General features: G+C 58.9%; 17 protein-coding genes. 6 read left to right on the forward strand and 11 right to left on the reverse strand.

Features of this window, described 5'->3' with window-relative positions; all coding sequences use genetic code 11:
- Positions 1-239 precede the first annotated feature (239 nt).
- Positions 240-5,432 (forward strand): beta strand repeat-containing protein, encoded by a 5,193-nt coding sequence (locus QRN60_RS15615; protein WP_284765730.1) that lies wholly within the window; start codon positions 240-242, stop codon positions 5,430-5,432.
- A 209-nt stretch (positions 5,433-5,641) separates the two neighbouring features.
- On the opposite strand, the gene QRN60_RS15620 is transcribed toward QRN60_RS15615, so the two are convergent.
- From QRN60_RS15620 to QRN60_RS15650, 7 genes are all read right to left on the reverse strand, one after another.
- Entirely contained in the window at positions 5,642-7,585 is a 1,944-nt protein-coding gene (locus QRN60_RS15620; RefSeq protein ID WP_112295888.1) for a methyl-accepting chemotaxis protein, read from the reverse strand.
- A 392-nt stretch (positions 7,586-7,977) separates the two neighbouring features.
- Positions 7,978-8,553, reverse strand: a complete 576-nt coding sequence (locus tag QRN60_RS15625; RefSeq protein ID WP_060723754.1) for a DUF1349 domain-containing protein — start codon at positions 8,551-8,553, stop codon at positions 7,978-7,980.
- A 202-nt stretch (positions 8,554-8,755) separates the two neighbouring features.
- Complete coding sequence (locus tag QRN60_RS15630) at positions 8,756-8,998, reverse strand: hypothetical protein (RefSeq protein WP_129565386.1); 243 nt, start codon at positions 8,996-8,998, stop codon at positions 8,756-8,758.
- Positions 8,999-9,114: 116 nt separating this feature from the next.
- Positions 9,115-9,891 carry an ABC transporter permease gene (locus tag QRN60_RS15635; protein WP_112278065.1) on the reverse strand — a complete coding sequence of 259 codons (777 nt, stop codon included), beginning with the start codon at positions 9,889-9,891 and terminating at the stop codon, positions 9,115-9,117.
- On the reverse strand, positions 9,878-10,699 hold the full coding sequence (locus tag QRN60_RS15640) for an ABC transporter ATP-binding protein (RefSeq protein ID WP_077998766.1): 822 nt from the start codon (positions 10,697-10,699) through the stop codon (positions 9,878-9,880). Before QRN60_RS15640 ends, QRN60_RS15635 begins: the two co-directional genes overlap by 14 nt.
- Positions 10,700-10,708: 9 nt before the next feature.
- Positions 10,709-11,710, reverse strand: coding sequence for an ABC transporter substrate-binding protein (locus QRN60_RS15645; RefSeq protein WP_003510196.1), 1,002 nt, complete (start codon positions 11,708-11,710; stop codon positions 10,709-10,711).
- Between the two features lie 48 nt (positions 11,711-11,758).
- Positions 11,759-12,841: a 4-oxalomesaconate tautomerase gene (locus tag QRN60_RS15650; RefSeq protein WP_112295889.1), complete on the reverse strand. Its 1,083-nt coding sequence runs from the start codon at positions 12,839-12,841 to the stop codon at positions 11,759-11,761.
- Between the two features lie 105 nt (positions 12,842-12,946).
- On the opposite strand from QRN60_RS15650, the gene QRN60_RS15655 reads away from it, so the two are divergent.
- The gene (locus QRN60_RS15655) at positions 12,947-13,843 is read left to right on the forward strand and encodes a LysR family transcriptional regulator (protein WP_003510199.1); all 897 of its coding nucleotides are present in this window, start codon (positions 12,947-12,949) and stop codon (positions 13,841-13,843) included.
- Positions 13,844-13,958: 115 nt separating this feature from the next.
- Here the strand turns inward: QRN60_RS15655 and QRN60_RS15660 are convergent, their stop codons facing one another.
- Entirely contained in the window at positions 13,959-14,504 is a 546-nt protein-coding gene (locus QRN60_RS15660; RefSeq protein ID WP_060723751.1) for a MarR family winged helix-turn-helix transcriptional regulator, read from the reverse strand.
- A 148-nt stretch (positions 14,505-14,652) separates the two neighbouring features.
- Between QRN60_RS15660 and QRN60_RS15665 the strand changes: the two genes are divergently transcribed.
- Both QRN60_RS15665 and QRN60_RS15670 read left to right on the forward strand, forming a co-directional pair.
- Complete coding sequence (locus tag QRN60_RS15665) at positions 14,653-14,988, forward strand: cupin domain-containing protein (protein WP_112295890.1); 336 nt, start codon at positions 14,653-14,655, stop codon at positions 14,986-14,988.
- 27 nt (positions 14,989-15,015) lie between these two features.
- Positions 15,016-15,420: a VOC family protein gene (locus tag QRN60_RS15670; protein WP_174054853.1), complete on the forward strand. Its 405-nt coding sequence runs from the start codon at positions 15,016-15,018 to the stop codon at positions 15,418-15,420.
- Positions 15,421-15,567: 147 nt separating this feature from the next.
- Here the strand turns inward: QRN60_RS15670 and QRN60_RS15675 are convergent, their stop codons facing one another.
- On the reverse strand, positions 15,568-16,410 hold the full coding sequence (locus QRN60_RS15675) for a LysR family transcriptional regulator (RefSeq protein ID WP_065695317.1): 843 nt from the start codon (positions 16,408-16,410) through the stop codon (positions 15,568-15,570).
- 89 nt (positions 16,411-16,499) lie between these two features.
- On the opposite strand from QRN60_RS15675, the gene QRN60_RS15680 reads away from it, so the two are divergent.
- Positions 16,500-16,901 (forward strand): tautomerase family protein, encoded by a 402-nt coding sequence (locus QRN60_RS15680; RefSeq protein ID WP_060723747.1) that lies wholly within the window; start codon positions 16,500-16,502, stop codon positions 16,899-16,901.
- A 161-nt stretch (positions 16,902-17,062) separates the two neighbouring features.
- Here the strand turns inward: QRN60_RS15680 and QRN60_RS15685 are convergent, their stop codons facing one another.
- On the reverse strand, positions 17,063-17,836 hold the full coding sequence (locus QRN60_RS15685) for an SDR family NAD(P)-dependent oxidoreductase (protein WP_003510207.1): 774 nt from the start codon (positions 17,834-17,836) through the stop codon (positions 17,063-17,065).
- 87 nt (positions 17,837-17,923) lie between these two features.
- Between QRN60_RS15685 and QRN60_RS15690 the strand changes: the two genes are divergently transcribed.
- On the forward strand, positions 17,924-18,547 hold the full coding sequence (locus QRN60_RS15690) for a TetR/AcrR family transcriptional regulator (protein WP_112295891.1): 624 nt from the start codon (positions 17,924-17,926) through the stop codon (positions 18,545-18,547).
- Between the two features lie 128 nt (positions 18,548-18,675).
- Here QRN60_RS15690 and QRN60_RS15695 read toward each other — a convergent pair whose 3' ends face one another.
- Complete coding sequence (locus tag QRN60_RS15695; RefSeq protein WP_162686083.1) at positions 18,676-19,482, reverse strand: AraC family transcriptional regulator; 807 nt, start codon at positions 19,480-19,482, stop codon at positions 18,676-18,678.
- Positions 19,483-19,670 lie beyond the last annotated feature (188 nt).

A 19,670-nucleotide genomic window follows, 5' to 3' on the forward strand; every position in this document is an offset into this window, starting at 1 on the left:
CCGCCGGCTTTACCGGAGCTCGCCGACGTTTTGCCGCGACGGCATAACGTCCCTCGCCGGCGGCGTTAAAGACAAGTATCGCAAAGGGAGATCGGCTGAGACGTAGCAACTTCAGGTTCAGGCAAGCCCGATTGCGTAATCAACATCTGAAAAATGGTGGACCCGAATAACCGATGCCCCTTTGGGGGGCTTGGGCGGAAAATCCACCTGTTAAGCTTGGACTTTAGGATTTTTCAGACATGACGTCGATCATTTCTTCCCTGAATGTCAATCAGATCAGATATCTTTCGACAGAGGCGGTCGCAGCCTGGACAACCGACGACGTGGCGTCGCTTTCCACAACGCAGATCAAAGCGCTCTCGTCGGCTCAGATCGCGGCGTTGGATGTAGAGGATGTCAAAGTCCTCAACTCGCAACAGTTGAGCGCCATTTCGCAGGTCGCCATCGTTGGCCTGACGCTGGATCAACTCAATATTCTCGATCAATACGCCATTAAAAGTCTGAATTCGAGCCAGGTTTCTGCGCTCACCACCACCCAGCTTCAGGCCCTGACGACCGATCAAGCGGAGGCTTTGACCTCATCTCAGGTGCGCGCCCTCAGTGCGACGCAAATTGCCGCCCTGAGCGCGGAAGATATCGCAACATTCTCAACCGCTGATATGGCCGCGATCACGAACAGAGCCGTGCCGGGCCTGAGCACGGAAGTGATTGCAGGACTGACCCCGGATCAAATCGCGGCCCTGAGCACAAGCGCCGTTGCAAGCCTGACAACCGACCAGATCGCGGTCCTGAGCCCGGATCAGGCCGAAGCCCTTACGCCGGCACAGGTCAGGGTGTTGAGCTCGATGCAACTCGCGGCCCTCGGCACAGATGACATAGCGACATTCTCCACCGCCGACATCGCGGCGATTACCGTCAAAGCCATGCCGGGCCTCAGCACCGAAGCAATCGCAGAGTTTACCCCTGATCGGATCGCCGCCCTCAATGCAAGTGCGATTGCGGGTCTGACAATCGACCAGATCGAAAGCCTGAGCACCGCCCAGATCGCCGCATTGACGACGGCTCAGATTGCCGCGCTCAAAACAACGCACATCGCCGCCTTAAGCACGAGCCAGGTCGAAGCCCTGTCACCGGCACAGGTGAGATCGTTGAGTGCAGCACAATTCGTGGTCCTGAGTGCGGAGGATATAGCGACATTCTCAACCGCCGATATCGCGGAGATTACCGCCAAAGCCATGCCACGTCTGGGCACGGAGACGATCGGCGCGCTTACCAGAGATCAGGTCGCCGCATTGACGACGGCCCAGATGAACGCGCTTGGCGTCGCGCAATTCCAGGCCCTAAGCGCTGCTCAGATCGAGGCCCTGTCAACCGCTCAGATTGCCGCCCTCAACACAGGGGTGATCGCAAACCTGATCGCCGATCAGATCGAAGCCTTTAGTACCCAGCAGGTCGAAGCCCTGTCCTCGGCACAGGTGAAGTTGCTGAACTCGGTACAACTTGCGGCTCTGAGCGCGGAGGACATAGCGACATTTTCGACCGCCGATATTGCGGCGATCACGAGCAAGGCCATGGCCGGCCTCAGCACGGACGCAATCGCAGCGCTGACCACCGCCCAGATCGCAGCCCTGACCACCAGCGCCATCGCCGGCCTGACGGCCGATCAGGTCGAAGCATTGAGCACCGGCCAGGTCGAGGCCCTGTCGCCGACACAGGTGAAGTCACTGAGTTCAACGCAAATTGCGGCCCTGAGCATTGAAGATCTGGCGACATTCTCGACCGCCGATATCGCAGCCATCACCAACAGAGCCATGCCGGGCCTGAACACGGATGTTATCGCAGCCCTCACCACGGCTCAGATCAGTGCCCTGAGCACCAGTGCTATTACCGGCCTGACCTCCGACCAGATCGAAGCCCTGAGCGGCAATCAGGTCAGCCTTCTATCCGCCGCGCAGATCAAGGCATTGAGCGCAGCACAGGTCGCCGCCCTGGGCAACGATGTGACCGCCTTGTCCACCAACCAAACAGCCATGTTGAGTGCTGCGGGCGTCAAGGGTCTGACCACGGATCAGATTGCAGCCCTCAGCATCGATCAGTTCTCGGCCTTGACCACCGTCCAGATCGGAGCTCTCAGCTCGGGACAGATTGCGGCGTTGAGCACGGACAATATCGCATCGCTTTCCGTGGCCCAGCTCGCGGCAATGAGCACCTCTGGCATCGTCGGACTTTCGAGCAGCCAGATCGCCGCCCTCAGCACCGATCAGGTTTCCAGACTGTCGACCAAGCAGATGGGGCGGCTGAGCGCGGCACAGGTCGCCACCCTTGGTACAGACGACATAGCCGCTCTTTCAACCGCCCAGATTGCCTCCCTGAGCGCTGCGGGCATTGCGGGACTTAGCTCGCAGCAACTGGCGACCCTCAGCACCAGCCAGGCTGAAGCCCTGACGAGTGCGCAGATCGTCAATCTCGGCTCCACACAGATTGCACAGCTGGGAACGGACGATCTGGCGAAATTCACGACCAAGGACATTGCCGCGATCAGTTCGAGTGCGATCTCAGGATTGTCGGCGGAGACCATCGCCTCCCTGACGACAGCCCAGATCGCCGCCCTGAATATGCAAAGCATCGCGGCGTTGAGCACCGTGCAGATCGCGGCCCTGAGCATCGCCCAGGTCGAGGCCTTGACCACCGCCCAGGTCAGCGCTCTCAGCTCCAAACAGATAGCGGCCTTGAGCGCGGACGACATTGCAACATTCTCGACCAAGGACATCGCCGCGATCAGTCCGAATGCGGTCGCGGGTTTATCAACGGAAACCATGGCGTCGCTGACGACAGCCCAGATTGCAGCGCTGAGCACGGCGGGCATTGGCGCACTGAGCACCGGGCAGGTCGCCGCCTTGAGTACCGCTCAGGTCGAGGCCTTGACCAGCGCCCAGGTCGGCGCACTCAGCTCGACGCAGGTAGCGGCCCTGGGCGCAGACGATATCGCAACGTTCTCGACCAGAGACATTGCCGCGCTCAGTTCGAATGCGGTCCCGGGCCTGTCAACGCAAACCATAGCGTCGCTGACAACAGCGCAGATCGCCGCGCTGAGTACGGCCGGCATCGGCGCGCTGAGCACGGGACAGGTCGCCGCCTTGACTGGCGATCAGGTGGACGTTCTGACCAATACCCAGATTGCTGCGCTCACCTCCAAACAGGTTGCGGCTCTCAGCGTGGCTGACATTGCCTCGCTTTCGGCGGCCCAGATCGCCGCCCTCAGCACCGGCGGTATAACGGGCCTGACCACTGATCAGATCGCGGCCCTCGACACCACGCAGGTCGAGGCCCTGACCGATATCCAGGTCGGTGCTCTCAGCTCGAAACAGATTGCAGTCTTGAGTACGGATGACATAGCAACGTTCTCGACCAAGGACATCGCGGCGATCAGTTCGAATGCCGTCCCAGGTCTGTCAGCGGAAACCGTGGCGTCGATGACCACGGCTCAGATCGCAGCGTTGAGCACGGCCGGCATTGGTGGACTGAACACCGGACAGGTCGCCGTCCTGACCAGTGATCAGGTGGACGCCCTGATGAGTACCCAGGTGGGTGCCCTCACCTCCAAACAGGTTGCGGCTCTCAGCGTGGCCAGCATCGCCTCGCTTTCGGCAACCCAGATAGCCGCGCTCAGCACCGCGGGTATAGCCGGCCTGACCACTGACCAGATCGCGGCCCTCAACACCGCTCAGGTCGAGGCCCTCACCAGTGCTCAGATCGGTGCTCTCAGCGCAAAACAGATTGCGGCGCTTAGCGCCGATGATCTTGATACATTCACCGCCGCCGAACTGGCTGCCATCGGCTCGAGTGCAATCTCGGGCCTGTCGACGGCTGCAATCGCTTCGCTGACGACAGCTCAGATCGCGGCCCTGGGCACGGCGGCGCTACCCGGCCTGACCACCGACCAGATCGCGGCGCTCAGCATCACCCAGGTCGAGGCCCTCACCAGCGCCCAGGTCGGCGCCCTCACCTCCAAGCAGGTTGCGGCTCTCAGCGTAGCCGGCATCGCCTCGCTTTCAGCAGCCCAGATCGTGGCCCTCAGCACGGCGGGCGCGGCAGGCCTGACCGCTGATCAGATCACGGCCCTCAACACCGCTCAGGTCGAGGCCTTCACCAGCGCTCAGATCGGTGCTCTCGGTTCGAAACAGATTGCGGCCCTTGGCGCCGATGATCTCGATACATTCACCGCCGCTGAGCTGGCTGCCATCAGCTCGAGTGCGGTCTCGGGCCTGTCGGCAGCAACGATCGCTTCGCTGACGACAGCTCAGATCGCAGCCTTGGGTGCGGCGGCAATGCCGGGCCTGACCACGGACCAGATCGCCGCCCTCGGCACCGGTCAGGTGAACGCGCTGACCAATGCCCAGATCGCCGCCCTCACCTCCAAACAGGTTGCGGCTTTGGATACGGCCGACATCGCCTCCCTTTCCGTAAACCAGATAGCTGCTCTGGACGCCAAGGCGATCGCAGGCCTTGGCAGCGCGCAGACCGGCGCGTTGAGCATTGAACAGGTTCAGGCATTATCCACCCGTCAGATCGCATCGTTGAATTCGGATGCACTCAAGGGCCTGTCTGCGGAGATGCTGGAAACCTTCTCGACAGAAGAACTCGCCGCGATCGGCTCAAGCGCGATAAAGGGACTGTCCACGGGCTTTATCGCCGCTCTTTCCACCGCTGAGGTCGCAGCCCTCAGTACGGCTGGCGTCGCCGGATTGACTGGCGATCAGATCAACGCCCTTGGCAGGGATCAGATCGAAGCACTCTCTACAAGCCAGATCACCGCATTAAGTTCGGCCGGACTTGCGGGGTTGACGACTGAAGATCTGGCAACATTCTCGACCGGCGAGCTTGCTGCCATCAATTCGACGGCGATCAGGGGGTTGTCCACCGCCGTTGTAGCGTCCCTGTCGCCTCAGGAGATCGCCGCCTTGACGACAAGCCAGGTGGCCTCGCTGAGCTACGGCCAGATGGCGGCAATGGGATCTGCGCAAATCGGAGCGCTGTCACTGTCCCAGGTCAGCGCCCTCAATGCGATGCAGGCAGCCGCGCTTGGCGGCGACGACCTCACAACATTTTCCACCGAGCAGATCATTAGCTTGAGTTCGAGCGCGATCTCGGGATTGAGCACCGGTACGCTCGCTGCCTTGACAACATCCCAGGCGGCCGCCTTCACGCCAGGTCAGATCGCCGCCATGACCTCGGCGCAGGTTACGGCATTAAATAGCGCAAAGCCCACAAACAGCTCCGTGCAGGATATCGCCTCCTTCATCTCAACCACCGAGCAGCAGGCTGCGACCCCGGACAGTGCGGCCGGGACCGACACATCAGCGAACGCTTCGAGTGAGACGCAGGAGGCGTCTGACGTCGCTGCAACCATTTTGTCCTACCTGGACGTCTGACTTTCGCTCGTGAGCAGACCTGAAAACCGGTGAAGCCCCAGCCGGCTTGACCACCATGCAAGCGCATAGATGGATGGCAGTTCCGGGCTCATGTCGCCCAAAAGCAGAACACCGGGGATCAGGTTCCAAAACCTCCGATCCCCGGTGCCAATGTTCAAAGCGGTGCTTTTAGTCCCTCAGCTGAGGCCGGCATAAGAGCGGGACAGGGATCAAAACTCCTCCCAATTATCCGCCGCGGTATTCAGTGCCGCATTGCCGGAAAACGCAGCCTTGATCCTGCCGCCCAGGGCGCGGGCGGGAGAACGAGCGGGCCTGTCGGCAGGTGAAGCCGAACGCACTGGCGCAGCGGCCTCGCTGAACGAACCTTCCGACAGTTTGAACTGGGCGATGAGCCCGTTCAGCGAAGACGCCTCGCGCGCAAGGCCGTGGCTGGCGGCAGTGCTTTCTTCCACCATGGCGGCGTTCTTCTGGGTGTCCTGATCCATCTGGTTCACGGCCGTATTGATCTGCTGAAGACCTGAGGATTGCTCCTGCGCCGATTCCGCGATGGCCGCAACGTGCCGGTTGATTTCCTTCACCTCCGTCACGATCAGTTCCAGCGCCCTGCCGGTTTCGCCAACCAGCTGTACACCCTGCTGAACCTGCCCGTTCGATGTCGTGATCAGGTTCTTGATCTCCTTGGCGGCGCCGGCGGAGCGCTGCGCCAGTTCGCGAACCTCCTGCGCGACAACGGCAAAGCCTTTGCCCGCCTCTCCCGCACGGGCTGCTTCAACGCCCGCATTCAGCGCCAGAAGGTTGGTCTGGAACGCGATCTCGTCGATCACGCCGATGATATTGGAAATCTCATTGGCGGATGTCGCGATCTGCTCCATTGCCGCAACGGCCTGCTGCACCACCTCTCCGGACTTTTCAGCGCCGACTTTTGCGCGGCCGACGAGGTGACCCGCTTCCTGCGCCCGTTTCGTGGCGTCTTTCACCGTCGTGGTGATCTCTTCCAGCGCAGCCGCAGTCTCTTCGACGGCGGCAGCCTGCTGCTCCGTGCGTCTCGCCAGATCGTCTGCCGCAGACCTGATCTCGTTGGCGCCGGCATCGATGCCGCGTGCGTTCTGCGCCACCTGGCTCAAGGTCGACTGCAACTGCTCCGCAGCCCGGTTGAAATCACCACGGATACCGTCAAGGCCGGAGACGAATGGCTCAACGATCCGGTAAGTGACGTCGCCCTGGGCGATCTTCGAAAGGGCTGTGGCAAGATTGTCGACGGCAAACTGTACATCGGCAGCTTCCCTGGCCTTCTGTTTCTCGCGCTCGATCCGGTCCTTTTCCGAAGTCGACCGGTTGGCCTCCGTTTCATTCTCAAGCCGGAGGCGCTCGATTGCGCCTTCGCGAAATGCCTGAACGGCGGCGGCCATCTGGCCAACTTCATCCCTGCGATCCATTCCGGCGATTTCGCTCGCCGTATCACCCGCCGCCAGCGATTCCATGCGTGCACGAAGCCGCGCAATCGGGGTGGTGATGCCTCGGGAGGAAACAAGCAGGCCAAGTGCGATCACAGCCAGAGAAACGAGCGCGAGCGTAATCAAACCCGTCCAGATCGTCGTATTGGTGCTGGCTGTAAGACGCTCTCTCCCCTCATTCATGACCTGGATGAGCTGCTCATTGCCGGCACTGATCTTCGGCGAGACTTCGGCAATTTTTCGAAGCACGTTAAGCGCCATCTGCTGCGCTTCGGCGCGTTGCCCTGCCTGCATGAGGGCGATGACCTGATTACCGATCTCTTCGACTTCGACAACACCCTTGAGGATATCGCGGGCGGCTTCCGTGCGCGCCGGCACCAGCTCCATGATCTTGTTCTGGCGTTCCTCGAGTTGCTTACGGTCGGCTCTAAAGGTTTTGACGGCAGCTTCGAAATCGCCGCTGGCCGGCTCGTTAAGGCTGGCGCGAAGCATCTGCATGCCGAGCGCATTGAGGTTTCCGCTGGTTCTGGCGTTCAGAACCGCAGCAAGGGCCTCATGGCCGATGAAGTCGCTATAGACGTTGTCGGTTTTTTGATATTGCAGGCTGACGTAGCTTATTCCGGAAAGCGACATCAGGCTCATCAGCGAGATGACAAAAACGACCTTCGTTTTTATCTTGGTATTCTTCAGGAAAGACATGAATGGCCTCAAGGCAAGCACTCCTCCAGCCGCCCTCGCGGGAGGCCGGGGAATATATGATGAAACATCGCGGGTAGCTGTTGCCCCTCCTCATAGGGCGACAAGCGAGCGCCATTTTCGAACCGCCGCCAGGCAGGCCGAGGAGGCTTCACTTGTTCTACCGGCTCCGCCGATGAAACCTTGGAACCTGCGTATTTTAGATTTCACAAAATCACTAAATGAAGTGTTACCCGGACTATGCAATTGCTGACAATCCGCTGCACCGCAAACCCGTTCAGGCATCATTTTCACGTGTAGCGGCGGCCTCTGCGGCTATGCCGGAAACCGACGCCGCAAAGCTGACCGACATCGCGGTGGCTCTGCCCCGCAACGGATGATTTTTCGGATATTTCTCACGTCAGGTCATGAAGGGCTTTGCCGAGCGGAGGTCCAACACGGAACTCGGAAAACCTGACCTCCAGGCCCTCGCGCTCCGGTGTGCAGCACATGGGCCCGACCTGATAAAATTGCGATTTTGGAAACGGGCAAAGTTTTAGAAGAGGCCAGCGGATTCCATCAGCGGATGTTTGAACGCGCAGCACGCCATCCGCAACGGTGACGCGCAGATACAGATCAGACGCGTCGCCTGCGTAGGCAGTTGTGGACCAGTCCGAGCGCCCCAGAGTCAGCACATTGCCGATGCAGGCAACACCGTCCGACAATTCGATACCCGCCTTGATCCAGTGTGACTCATCAATCCGGACCATGATCCCTGCCTGATCGTACAGTTCCTCATAACGTCCATGGATCCGCAATGAAGCGGTGAAATCCCCCTGCCATTCCATTCCGAAGAAGTGCCCGCTATCGCGCGTAAAGCCATAATAGGTCTCACGCCAGAAATCGGAGCCTTTATCAGTGGTGACGTGGAGGACCTGGTTATCGAGCGACCATTGCTGCGGCTCATTATGCCAAACACACCTCTCGAACATGGGTATCCCTAGCTTCGTTCATACGACGGAATCGGTGGAGTTATACGTCGAGAGAGGCAGGCTGGCCAGCACACATGCACCTGCGATTGGGAAGCTTAGAAGCCGCGAAGGCACCAGCAGCACAAGCAAAAGCAGCGTAAAGCCCCCGGCCAATAGGAGCATCTCGCCAAAGGCAAGCCAGAAGAGAGCTCGCCATCTGCCTTCACGCGTTACCTTTCAGAACATATTCGTTTATCAGGAGGATGTTCAGCAATATCGCGACCTGCGCGGGTTCAAGCAGCGCGTCGTCGAAGTAGCTGAGGTCCGCGCAAGCCTGCCGGCCCTTGTCGAACAGGGCCGCAAGCAAACGGTGCGCATCAAGATCGATGGAGCCGGCGAGTTCGAGGCAGCCCGAGTCCGGCGGCATGAAGGCGGTGTAGAAATCGGCGCAATAGATGTCCAGCATCGCAATTGGTCTAGCGGATGGAAGGATTTGAACGCCCTATTTTGCGTGCAAGGCTCAGGCATTTAAAAGGGGCGATCAAGGACCGCCCCCGACGGAATATTCCTGTTTCAGTCCGCTTACGCAGGACGCTCCTCGCCTGCATTCGGTCGCCAGGTAATCAACCTCTTCTCCGCAAAATCCAGAATGAGGTCAATAATAAGAACAAAGACCGCGAGGATGATGATGCCCGCAAAAACACCGACCGCATCGAAGTTTCCTTCCGAGCGGGCGATCAGGTAACCGAGGCCAGCGGAAGCTCCCAGATATTCGCCGATGATTGCGCCGACCACCGCAAATCCGACGGAAGTGCGCAGCGACGATAAGATCCAGCTCGCCGCCGCCGGGAAATAGACATGACGCAGCAGATCCGAGCGCTTCGCACCAAGAATGCGGGTATTGGAAAGCACGACCGGGTTCACTTCGCGCACGCCCTGCATGGCGTTGAAGAACGTGACGAAGAAGACGAGCGTAACCGCAAGCGCAACCTTCGACCACAGGCCAAGACCGAGCCAGAGCACGAAGATCGGGGCCAGAACGACACGCGGAATGGCATTCACGGCCTTGATGAACGGATCAAGCACCCGGGCGACGAAGGGGCTGAGGCCCAGCCAGACGCCGGCGCCGACGCCGAGACCTGTTCCGATGAGATAGCCAAGCACCGTTTCGCTCAGCGTGATGCCGACATGCTTGTAAAAACCGGCATCGGCAACCCAGTCAATCACCTGTTTGACGATGTCATAGGGCGCGGGAAAGAAGAAGCGGTCGATGGCGCCCGAGGTGACACCGAGCTGCCACCCGCCCAAAAGCACGACCAGAAGAACGATCTGGATGATACGAACATTAACGGCTTGCATAGCTTTTCTCCACTTCGCCACGCAGGGACGCCCATATATCGCGATAGAGCGTCATGAATTTTGGATCGAGTTTGATTTCCGCAACGTTGCGGGGCCGTTCAAGATCGACAGGGAAACTCTCGATGACTCGGCTTTTCGGGCCTGCAGCGAGAACGACAACCCGGTCTCCGAGCGCAATCGCCTCTTCCAGATCATGGGTGATCATCACCACCGCACGGCGATCCTCCTGCCACAGGCGCAGCAATTCGTTCTGCATGAGGTGGCGGGTATGAATATCCAATGCGGAGAAGGGTTCATCCATCAGGATGACCTTCGGCTCGGTAATGAGCGCCTGCGCCATCTGCACGCGTTTGCGCTGTCCACCGGAGAGCTGGTGCGGAAAACGGTCTCCGAAACCCTTCAGGCCAACCTTCTCAAGCCAGGCCTGAACCTTGGCGCGCCGCTCATTTTCGGGAACGCCGCGGAACATCAAGCCAAGCTCGACATTCTGAAACGCGGTCTTCCAGGGAAGAAGCGCGTCCTGCTGGAACAGATATCCGATGTTGTTCTGTACGCCCTTGACGAGCGAACCGTCGATGGAAACCTTGCCCTGCGCTGGCTTCAACAGGCCCGCGATGGCGTTGAGAATGGTGGACTTTCCGCATCCCGTCGGCCCAACGATGGAGAGAAACTCGCCATCGCCGACCTTGAGATTTACGTTTTGCACGGCAACAAACGAACCGAACGCCATGGTCACGTCGTCGATTGCCACCATCGGCTGGGGTTTGAGTTCCGTCACGGGTTCTAGCTTTCTGGCTGGCGAAGACATGGCGGCCTCTCAGTTTGCGGCCTTCGAGGCCGCGGCCTCGACGAACTTGTTGGTGTAGGTGGTGTTGAGGTCGATTGTCGCCTTTGCGACCGCATCGTTGAAGCTTTTCAGGACGGCCAGCGGCGTTTCGAGATCGGCAGGCTCAAACTTGCCATCTTCGGAGAAGATCGCCTTGGCCGCTTCAACTGCCTTGATGTAAGTCTGCTTGTCGCCGGACACGAAATCATCGGGAAGCTTTGCGACGATTTCTTCCGCAGAATGCTGCTTCATCCAGTGCAGAGCCCGAACCGTTGCATTGGTGACCTTCTGGATCACTTCGGGATTGGCGTTGATATAATCCTGCGTCGCGTAGAGAACTGATGTCGGATAGATGCCGCCGTAGACATCCTTGGCGCCCTGATCACTACGGGCATCGATGAGGATCTTGCCCAGCCCACGCTCCACGACGATGGTCGCGGCAGGGTCGTAATTGACGAGCAGATCGATCTTGCCCTGCTGCAGGGCTGCAACGGCCGCAGCGCCCGAACCGACACCGATGATGGAAATGTCGTTGTCGCTGAGATTATGCTGCTTCATGTAGTAGCGAATGAAGAAGTCCGAAGAGGAGCCGGGCGATGTGATGCCGACCTTCTTGCCCTTGATCGTCTCGGGCTTGGCCGGATCGAAATCGGTGTCGTTCTTGCCGGCGAGAACCAGACCTGAGTTACGGGCAAGCTGCACGAAGCCGACCACGTGCTTGTTCTGCGACTGCATCTGGATCGTATGATCGTAGAAACCCACGGCAACGTCGGTGGAACCGGCAACCAGAGCCTGAAGCACCTTAGAGCCGCCCTGGGCAAAGTTCTCGGTCGTTACATCAAGGCCTTCCTCCTTGTAGAAGCCTAGACTGGCGGCCACGGGGAAAGGCAGGTTGTTGAGGTTGTACGAGCCAACGCTCATCCTGACGGATTCGGCATTGGCAGATGCCGCCAGCGCACAGAGCGCGGCGGTTGCAAGCAGATATTTACGCATAAGGGTCTCCTCCCGGTTTAACTATATTTTGCGCCACTATGGCCGCGTCTAGGCTGCGTCTTCAATCGCAGCGGTTGGTTTGGCGAAGGCAAAGCCTTCGAAAAGCCTGCGCGCCGTCCTTACAAGTCCGGCCGTTATTGCGCCGTTTCGCATTTCCAGCTGCACGTCGAGGCAGCCGGCGGGATGTTCGATGCGGATCTGGGTGGGCACCGAAAGGCCTCCGGCCACATCATATGCGACGGAGCCTTTGGTGACAGCCGCCGTTGCGATGCCAACAGCACCGGTCGTCGCCAGTGCGGGATGACACTCGTTGGGCATGAAATACCGTACCGAGAGAGTGCCGCCTCTGCGGGCCGACGCAACGAGCACCGGTTTCGGAATGACCATGTCTTTCACATCGCCCATTCCCATCAACGTTCCGGCCTCAATGCGGATGCGGGTCATCCGTTCGATGAGATCCTTGTGGGCGCTCAGGGTTTGCGGATCCTCGTAACCCGTCATGCCGAGATCGGCTGCGCGGATGAGAACCATCGGAATGGCGCAGTCTATGGCCGTCACGTTGACGCCATCGATCACGTCAACCGGCTTTCCGGTGGGCAGCAGCTTGCCGGTTTTCGCACCCGCCGCATCCATGAATGTCAATGCGATGGGCGCCGCCAGACCCGGAACACCGTCGATCGAGGCGTCGCCGAGATAAATAACCTCGCGGCCGCGTGTCGGTACCTTCGCCTCGATCAGCTTGCCGGTATTCACGTTATGAATTCTCACAAGAGTATCGTTGCCCTGCGCTTCGACAAGCCCCGCTTCGATGGCGAAGGGGCCGACGGCGGCCAGCATGTTTCCGCAGTTTGGCGAATAATCGACATACTGCCTGTCGGTCCGAACCTGTGCGAACAGATAATCGATGTCGGCGCCCCTAACCGTGGAAGGTCCGATAATCGCAACTTTGGAGGTGACCGGATTGCCTCCGCCAATGCCGTCGATCTGCAACGGATGGCCCGACCCCATGATGGAAAGAAGGGCCGCGTCCCGGTCTGCTCGATCACGCGGAAGATCGGATGCAAGAAAGAACGGTCCACGCGACGTTCCACCGCGCATCAGCACACAGGGTATCTTCAGCAGATCGTTCATGGGTTGCCTCAATATTGCATTTGGCGGATCAATACGCCGTGTTGTTGCAATATGAGCAAAAGAGTCTAATCTGTTAAATGCAATGTTTCGGAGTTTTATTGCGTTATGAGCATCAATTGTGAAATTCTGGATCTGCGGGCATTTCAAGCGGTGGTTGAACTCGCCAGTTTCCACAGGGCCGCCGAGGCGCTGCACATCTCGCAACCGGCGCTCACCCGCCGCATCCAGAAACTGGAGCAGGCCATCGGGGCACCACTTCTGGAAAGAACGACGCGCCACGTCGCACCCACCGCCATGGGGCAGGAAGTCATGCCCCTCGTCCGGCGTATGCTCGAGGAATTTGACGGATCGCTTTTTGCCATGAAGGACGGCGCGCAACGGCGCGGGCTGATCACAATGGCTTGCGTCCCCACCGCCGCTTTTTACTTTCTTCCCACCGTCATAAAGACCTTTAGCCAGCAATATCCCCACATAAGGCTGCGGATCAGGGACTTGACGGCCAATGAGGGTCTGCAGGCGGTCGCCAGAGGCGAGGTGGAATTCGGCATCAACCTGATGGGCAATTCCGATCCCGAGCTTTCATTCGAGCCACTCATCGATGACCCCTTCGTGCTGGCAATGCGAAAAGACCACCCTCTGGCAGCGTTCGAAACGATCGAGTGGGACCAGCTGGAGGCCTATCCGCTGGTCGTCGTGGATCGTTCAAGCGGCAACAGGACGCTTCTGGACAGCGCGCTTGCACGGCACAATCTGAAATTGAACTGGTTTTATGAGGTCACGCATCTCAACACATCACTCGGTCTCGTCGAAGCCGGGCTTGGGATTTCAGTCCTGCCGCGGCTGGCAACGCCGCAGGACGATCATCCATTCCTCATCACCCGGCCGATCGTCAACCCGGTGGTCTCCCGTACGATCGGCATCGTGCAAAGGCGAAGCAGTGCTCTTTCCCCAGCCGCCGAAAAATTTGTGAGGATGCTGCTCGAGACCTGGAAAACACAATGATCTCTTTAGAAAAATACCTTCTACGACATCCCGGCTAGTGGCGGCGCAAACCGTAGGTGCGCGGTAACAGCCTCTGATTTGCAGATCGCTCGAATGAACGAATTTGCACCAGAAGCTACACCCGGGCCTCGATATCCAGCACCAGCTTTTTCAGCAGCGCCGCAAGGTTCTCGCGCTCGTCCGGAGTGAGGCCCTGCAGGAAATTCAGTTCGCTTCTCATGTCCCGGCGAAACGCCTTTTCCGCCAGCTCGATGCCGGCCGGCATAAGGCACACAACGACGCTGCGCCCATCGAGCTTCGATTTTCTGCGCTCGATGAGGCCAGCCTTTTCCAACCGGTCGAGCCGGTGCGTCAGGCCGCCTGAAGAGAGCATCAGCGTCGTGTACATCTCCGTCGGCGTCAGCTGGTAGGGCGGCCCCGACCGGCGCAATGTGGCGATAACATCGAACTCGCCGCGATCGAGACCAAAGCCGGCGAATGTCTCTTCTATTGACGGTGCCAGAAGGTTGCTGAGCCGTTTGGCGCGCCCGAAGATAGCCATCGGCTCGGTATCGATATCAGGCAGTTCCCGCGCCCACTGGCCACGGAGACGATCGACATGATCTTCCCTGTCAGTTTCAATCGTCCGATCCGCCGTCGTGTCCGGCATCGCCTGCTTCATCTCATCACCCCATTACCACTCTGAAAACCATATACGGCTTTGCCTGCTCCGTGAATATATCTTTGCGAGAAGATAGATATCTTGACAGGAAGATAAATCGCACATATATCTTCTCGCGAAGATAGTTTTGTCTCAGGGAGGAGACCAGATGTTTTCCATACGCCGTCATCACGAGCCGAAGCCCGACGAGAGCCGGACAGTGCGTTATGAAGGATGCGAATACGGAAGCGCCGTATCCATCTTTCTCGTCAATGCCGATCCGGGTCGCGGCCCTGATCTGCATGTTCACCCCTATGCCGAAACCTGGGTGGTGCGCAAAGGCGAGGCCGAGTTCACGATAGGCGATCAACGGGCGCGCGGCTCGTCGGGAGACATCGTCGTCGGGCCTGCCAATATCCCCCATCGCTTTGAAAATATCGGCACTGACCGGCTGGAGATCATCTGCATCCATCCGAGTGAAACGTTCCAGCAGACCTTCCTGTAATTCCGTTCCAGCAAGAGGAGAAAGACAATGGCCAAAATGATTTTCCTGAACCTGCCGGTGAAAGATCTGGCTGTCTCAACCACCTTCTACGGGGCAATCGGCTGCGTGAAGAACGAGGAGTTTTCCAACGAAGACGCAAGCTCGATGGTGTGGTCGGACACGATTACCTTCCAGCTTCTGCGGCATGACTATTACAAGACCTTCACCGCCAAACCGATCGCCGATGCTCACAAAACAAACGGCATGCTGATCGCTCTTTCGCGCGACAGCCGCGAAGAGGTGGATGCCATGGTTGACGCCGCAGCAAAAGCGGGCGGACAGGCGGATGTTCGAGAGCCGCAGGATCTGGGTTTCATGTATCTCCGCACCTTCGCCGATCCCGATGGCCACGAGTTTGAACCCGCTTACATGGATTTAGGCAATGCGGGCTGACGTCACTATACGTTATCCACAAAGGGATGATCCCCATTGATAGCGTAAAGCGTGCCTCCCGAATGGTTTTGATATCAGGAAGGCGCTTCGCACTTGACCGTGGGCTGCGAACAGCAACCGGAAACTAAAGCACGTCCGCCCCTTCACCTAATCGCCGGTGCCCGATACGGCTGCGGCCAGCGCTCTGATCGCCGATGCGTGTGCCGGCGTTCTTGCACGGGAAAGAAGAACGATATCGGAAGGCGGCAACGAAGGCAGCCCGAGTTCCGCACCCCTGTCGGGCAGGCCACGGGCGCTAATATCGCCGAGCGGCGCGACACCCGCTCCCGCAAGAATTCCTTCATGGAGCGCCGAGCAGCTTCCGGCGGTGAACGCATCGCGCCAATCCACGCCGGCTCTTCTAAGCTCCGACACCGCAATTTCCCGGACTCCACACCCGGTTCCCAGCGACACCAGCGGGATGGCGCTGTTCGCGCGTGGCCGCCAGTCTGGAGCGGCCCGCCATCCCAGCTTGTCAGTACGCAGGATTTCGCCGTCAGAGCCACCGCCGTTGCGCCTGAAAATGACGGCGTCCGCCTGTCCGGACGCGAAATTTTCCTTCACGTGCCGGGAAAAGCCTACATTCACTTCAATCACCGCATTGGCAGGAAGTGCCGCACGCACCGCTCTTATGGCCGTCGAAAGGCGGCCCCCGATCGCATGGTCACTCGCAGCCAGGCTGAAGTGCAGCGGTGATTCATGATTGAAGGTCAGTGCTTCCTCGTGTTTGGCGAGCAACTCGCGCGCCTTCGGCAGAAACACCTCACCATCCTCCGTGAGCCGCAGATGACGCGGCGAACGGTCGATCAGCCGCCTGCCGACACGCTGCTCCAGCAACTTCAATTTTTGGCTGACGACCGGTTGCACGGTTCCCGCCGCCTCCGCCGCCTTTGTCAGGCTGCCGAGCTCGACGGAGAAAATGAACAGGCGAACGCTCTCAAGATCAATCATATGAAATCACTATGTATGGAATATCTATCCTCATCTTCTCATTATGAAGAAATTTGCGCAAGGTGTCTCGGCAACAAGGAGACAAGACCATGCCCATGATCAAAGCGCGTTACACCAAACCCCAAAACGGAAGCGACCCAAAGCTGGAAGTCGCGGCGCTGCTCTCTCGCCTCACGGCGGAAATCCTGCACAAGGACCCGGCCGTCACCGCGGTTCTCGTCGAGAGTGCCGATCCCGAGGACTGGATCATTGCCGGATCGAGTGTCGCCGACCAGAAGATCGGAAGCTTCTATGTCGAGGTTTCGATTACCGAGCACACCAACATAAAAGATGAAACGACCGAATGGGTCCGGCGGGTTTATGACGGGATGAACGCGCTGGTAGGCCCCGTGCACGAGGCGAGCTATGTCCTGGTTCACGCCGTCGACGGCGATGCCTATGGTTATGGCGGGCAAACCCAGAACCTGCGGTGGGCGCGCAAGCACGGATAACACCGGCAACCAGATGAGGCGGGGCATGACAAAGCCAGCGGCGTGGCCCCGGATACAAGATGTCTACTCGAGGTGGAGGAGGATTACAGCTGCCCCACCTCCTCATCCGGGCGTCGAGCGAAACTGCCCGACACCCGTCATCCAAGTCTACGCTCGCGGGATCAAATCCGCGCACCGCCTGTCGCATCGATCATCTGCCCGGTCGTCCAGCGGGCATCATCCGAGGCAAGGAACGTGATGACGTCAGCAATATCGTCGGCGCGACCGATACGTGAAAAGACGGACAGGGCCTCGGCACCGGCACGGGCCTCCGGCGCTGCCAGCCATTCGGCGTTCATGTCGGTTTCAGTAACACCCGGCAGAACCGAATTGACCGTAATTCCGCGCCGGCCGAATTCCGGGGCGAGTGCCAGCGTCAATGTCTCAAGCGCACCCTTGGATGCCGCATAGGCCGGATGCGTCGGCGCCGCAATGCGCGTGAAACCGGTCGAAACATTGATAATGCGGCCATTGTCGCGGAGATGATCAGCGACAGCCTGAATAAGGAAGAATGGCGCCTTGAAGTTGATCGTCATCAACTCGTCGAACGCGGCTTCCGTTGTTTCTTTCAACGGTGTCGCCGGGGCAATGCCCGCATTGTTGACGAGAATATCGAGCGATGGCGCGCCGGTGAAAGCGATCGCGGCTTCCTTAAACTGCTCCCACAAGCTGTCGGTTGCTGCTTTCCCTGCCCGCAGATCGGCATTGAGCGCGACCGCCTTCGAACCGAGCGCCTCGATCTCGCGGATCGTTGCCTGTGCGGCATCGGGATTTGCGCCGTAATGGACGCCGATAAGACCTGCACCTTCTTTCGCAAACGCCAGGGCGGCGGCGCGGCCAATACCGCGTGAACTGCCCGTTATGAGGGCGACTTTGTTGGATAGTTTCCGGGACATGGATCACTCCGTTGCGATTTAACTAGCGATCGATATAATAAAAGCCAATCATGATCTGTCAATATTTTTATAGTGATCGATATAATAATGGCTGAAACAACGCGAAAACGCGGCAGACCGCGTCTGCTCGATCGGAATGCAGGGCTCGATGTCGCAGCCCGGCTGTTCTGGGAACGCGGCTATGAGGGAACCTCGATAGCGGACCTTACCCATGCGATGGGCATCACCCCGCCGTCCCTCTACGCGACCTTCGGTTCAAAGGAAGAATTATTCCGGCTGGCGCTCGATCATAGCATCGCGCAGCAAAGCCAACGCCGTTCCGAAATGCTGCAGGCGAAAATACCGGCCTACGAGGCGCTCGCCTCTTATCTCTACGACATTGCCGAAGGAGACACCCAGCCGGACAAGCCGCGCGGATGCATCGTGTCTACCGCCGTTCTCCAGCATTCGGAAGAAAACGCCTCTGTCGCCCGCACAGCGGCAGCATGGCGCGAGGCGGCAATACAGATTCTCAAGACGCGGTTCGACCGCGCCGTCAGCGAAGGCGAACTGCCCGAGCAAACGGACACGGATACCCTCGCGCGCTTTTATGGCGCCATCATTCAGGGCATGTCTGCGCAGGCATGTGATGGCGCATGTACGGCAAGATTGAAGGCTCTGGTCGACGTCGCGCTGACAGCCTGGCCGGGGAAACGGGGCCGTCAGGATTGAGTCCGAAGGCTCTTGAACAGGCAGATTGAGGGCTCAGTCAGAATAGGCCGAATAGAGCTGACAGGCGACTCTCCATCAAAACTTGTTCAAGCCCAACCTGCGCTTTAGTGACAGCATTCCCTTTATGATTATTGGTCGAAGGTCTTGAGATACCTGGCCGGAGATGTACCGAGCGCTTTCTTGAACATCGTTATGAAGGCAGATACGGACTCATACCCAAGGTCGCCCGAAACCTGCTGCACTGTTGCCCCCGCTGCAAGACTTCGCAGCGCGATGATCAACTGTAACTGCTGCCGCCAACGCCCGAAAGTTAGGCCGGTCTCCCGTTGAACGAGACGGGCGAGGGAATTTTCGCTCAACGCCACTCGTGTCGCCCATCGCGCTATCGTGCTTCGGTCAGAAGGATCGTCGACCAGTGCCGACGCGATCCGAGCAAGCCGAGGTTCATCGGTTATCGGCAGATGCAGATCCTCTATGGGCATACGCGACAAGGCCGATAGAAGCAATGTGGTGAAGAGTTCGGTATCCACCATCGCGACTTCGGACTGGTCAGCCATCTCGATGATAAGTTCCCTGACAAGCGGGGATAGGGAAAGCGTGCAGCACCGGTCCGGAAGGTCGGCGGCGCCCGGCTCAATGAACAGGAAGAACAGACGAGCATTGGCGGTCGCGACATTGCTATGCGGCATGCCCCCTGGAACCCAGACACCACAATGAGGCGGCACCATCCACATCCCGCTTGGAACGCGACAGGTGATCCCGCCTCGCAAAGCCATGACGAGTTGGCCCTTGCGATGTTGGTGCTCGGGAGCTTCGCGCTCGTTTTGCGATACGTCGATCCTGAAGGCATGCGCTCGCGCCGTGGACTCTTCGAGCTCATGGTCGAAGAGAGCTGCGGAAAGAGACATCGGAGGCTGGTTGGATTTAGTGATCATTTGAGAGGATATCTAAATTCCTCCGAGTGCCTTGTCGATAGGATCATCCGAAAAGATTTCGGAGAATGACGATGGCAATTCAAAAGCACGACCCTCACTGGTGGTCCGATATAGTACCGACTGAAATTCGATTGCCTCACAGGTGCTCTCGCAGACTTTGCATCCTGCCCGTACCGCGCAGGCGGATC

The organism is Agrobacterium sp. CFBP2214 (assembly GCF_030209895.1).
Classification (GTDB): domain Bacteria; phylum Pseudomonadota; class Alphaproteobacteria; order Rhizobiales; family Rhizobiaceae; genus Agrobacterium; species Agrobacterium radiobacter.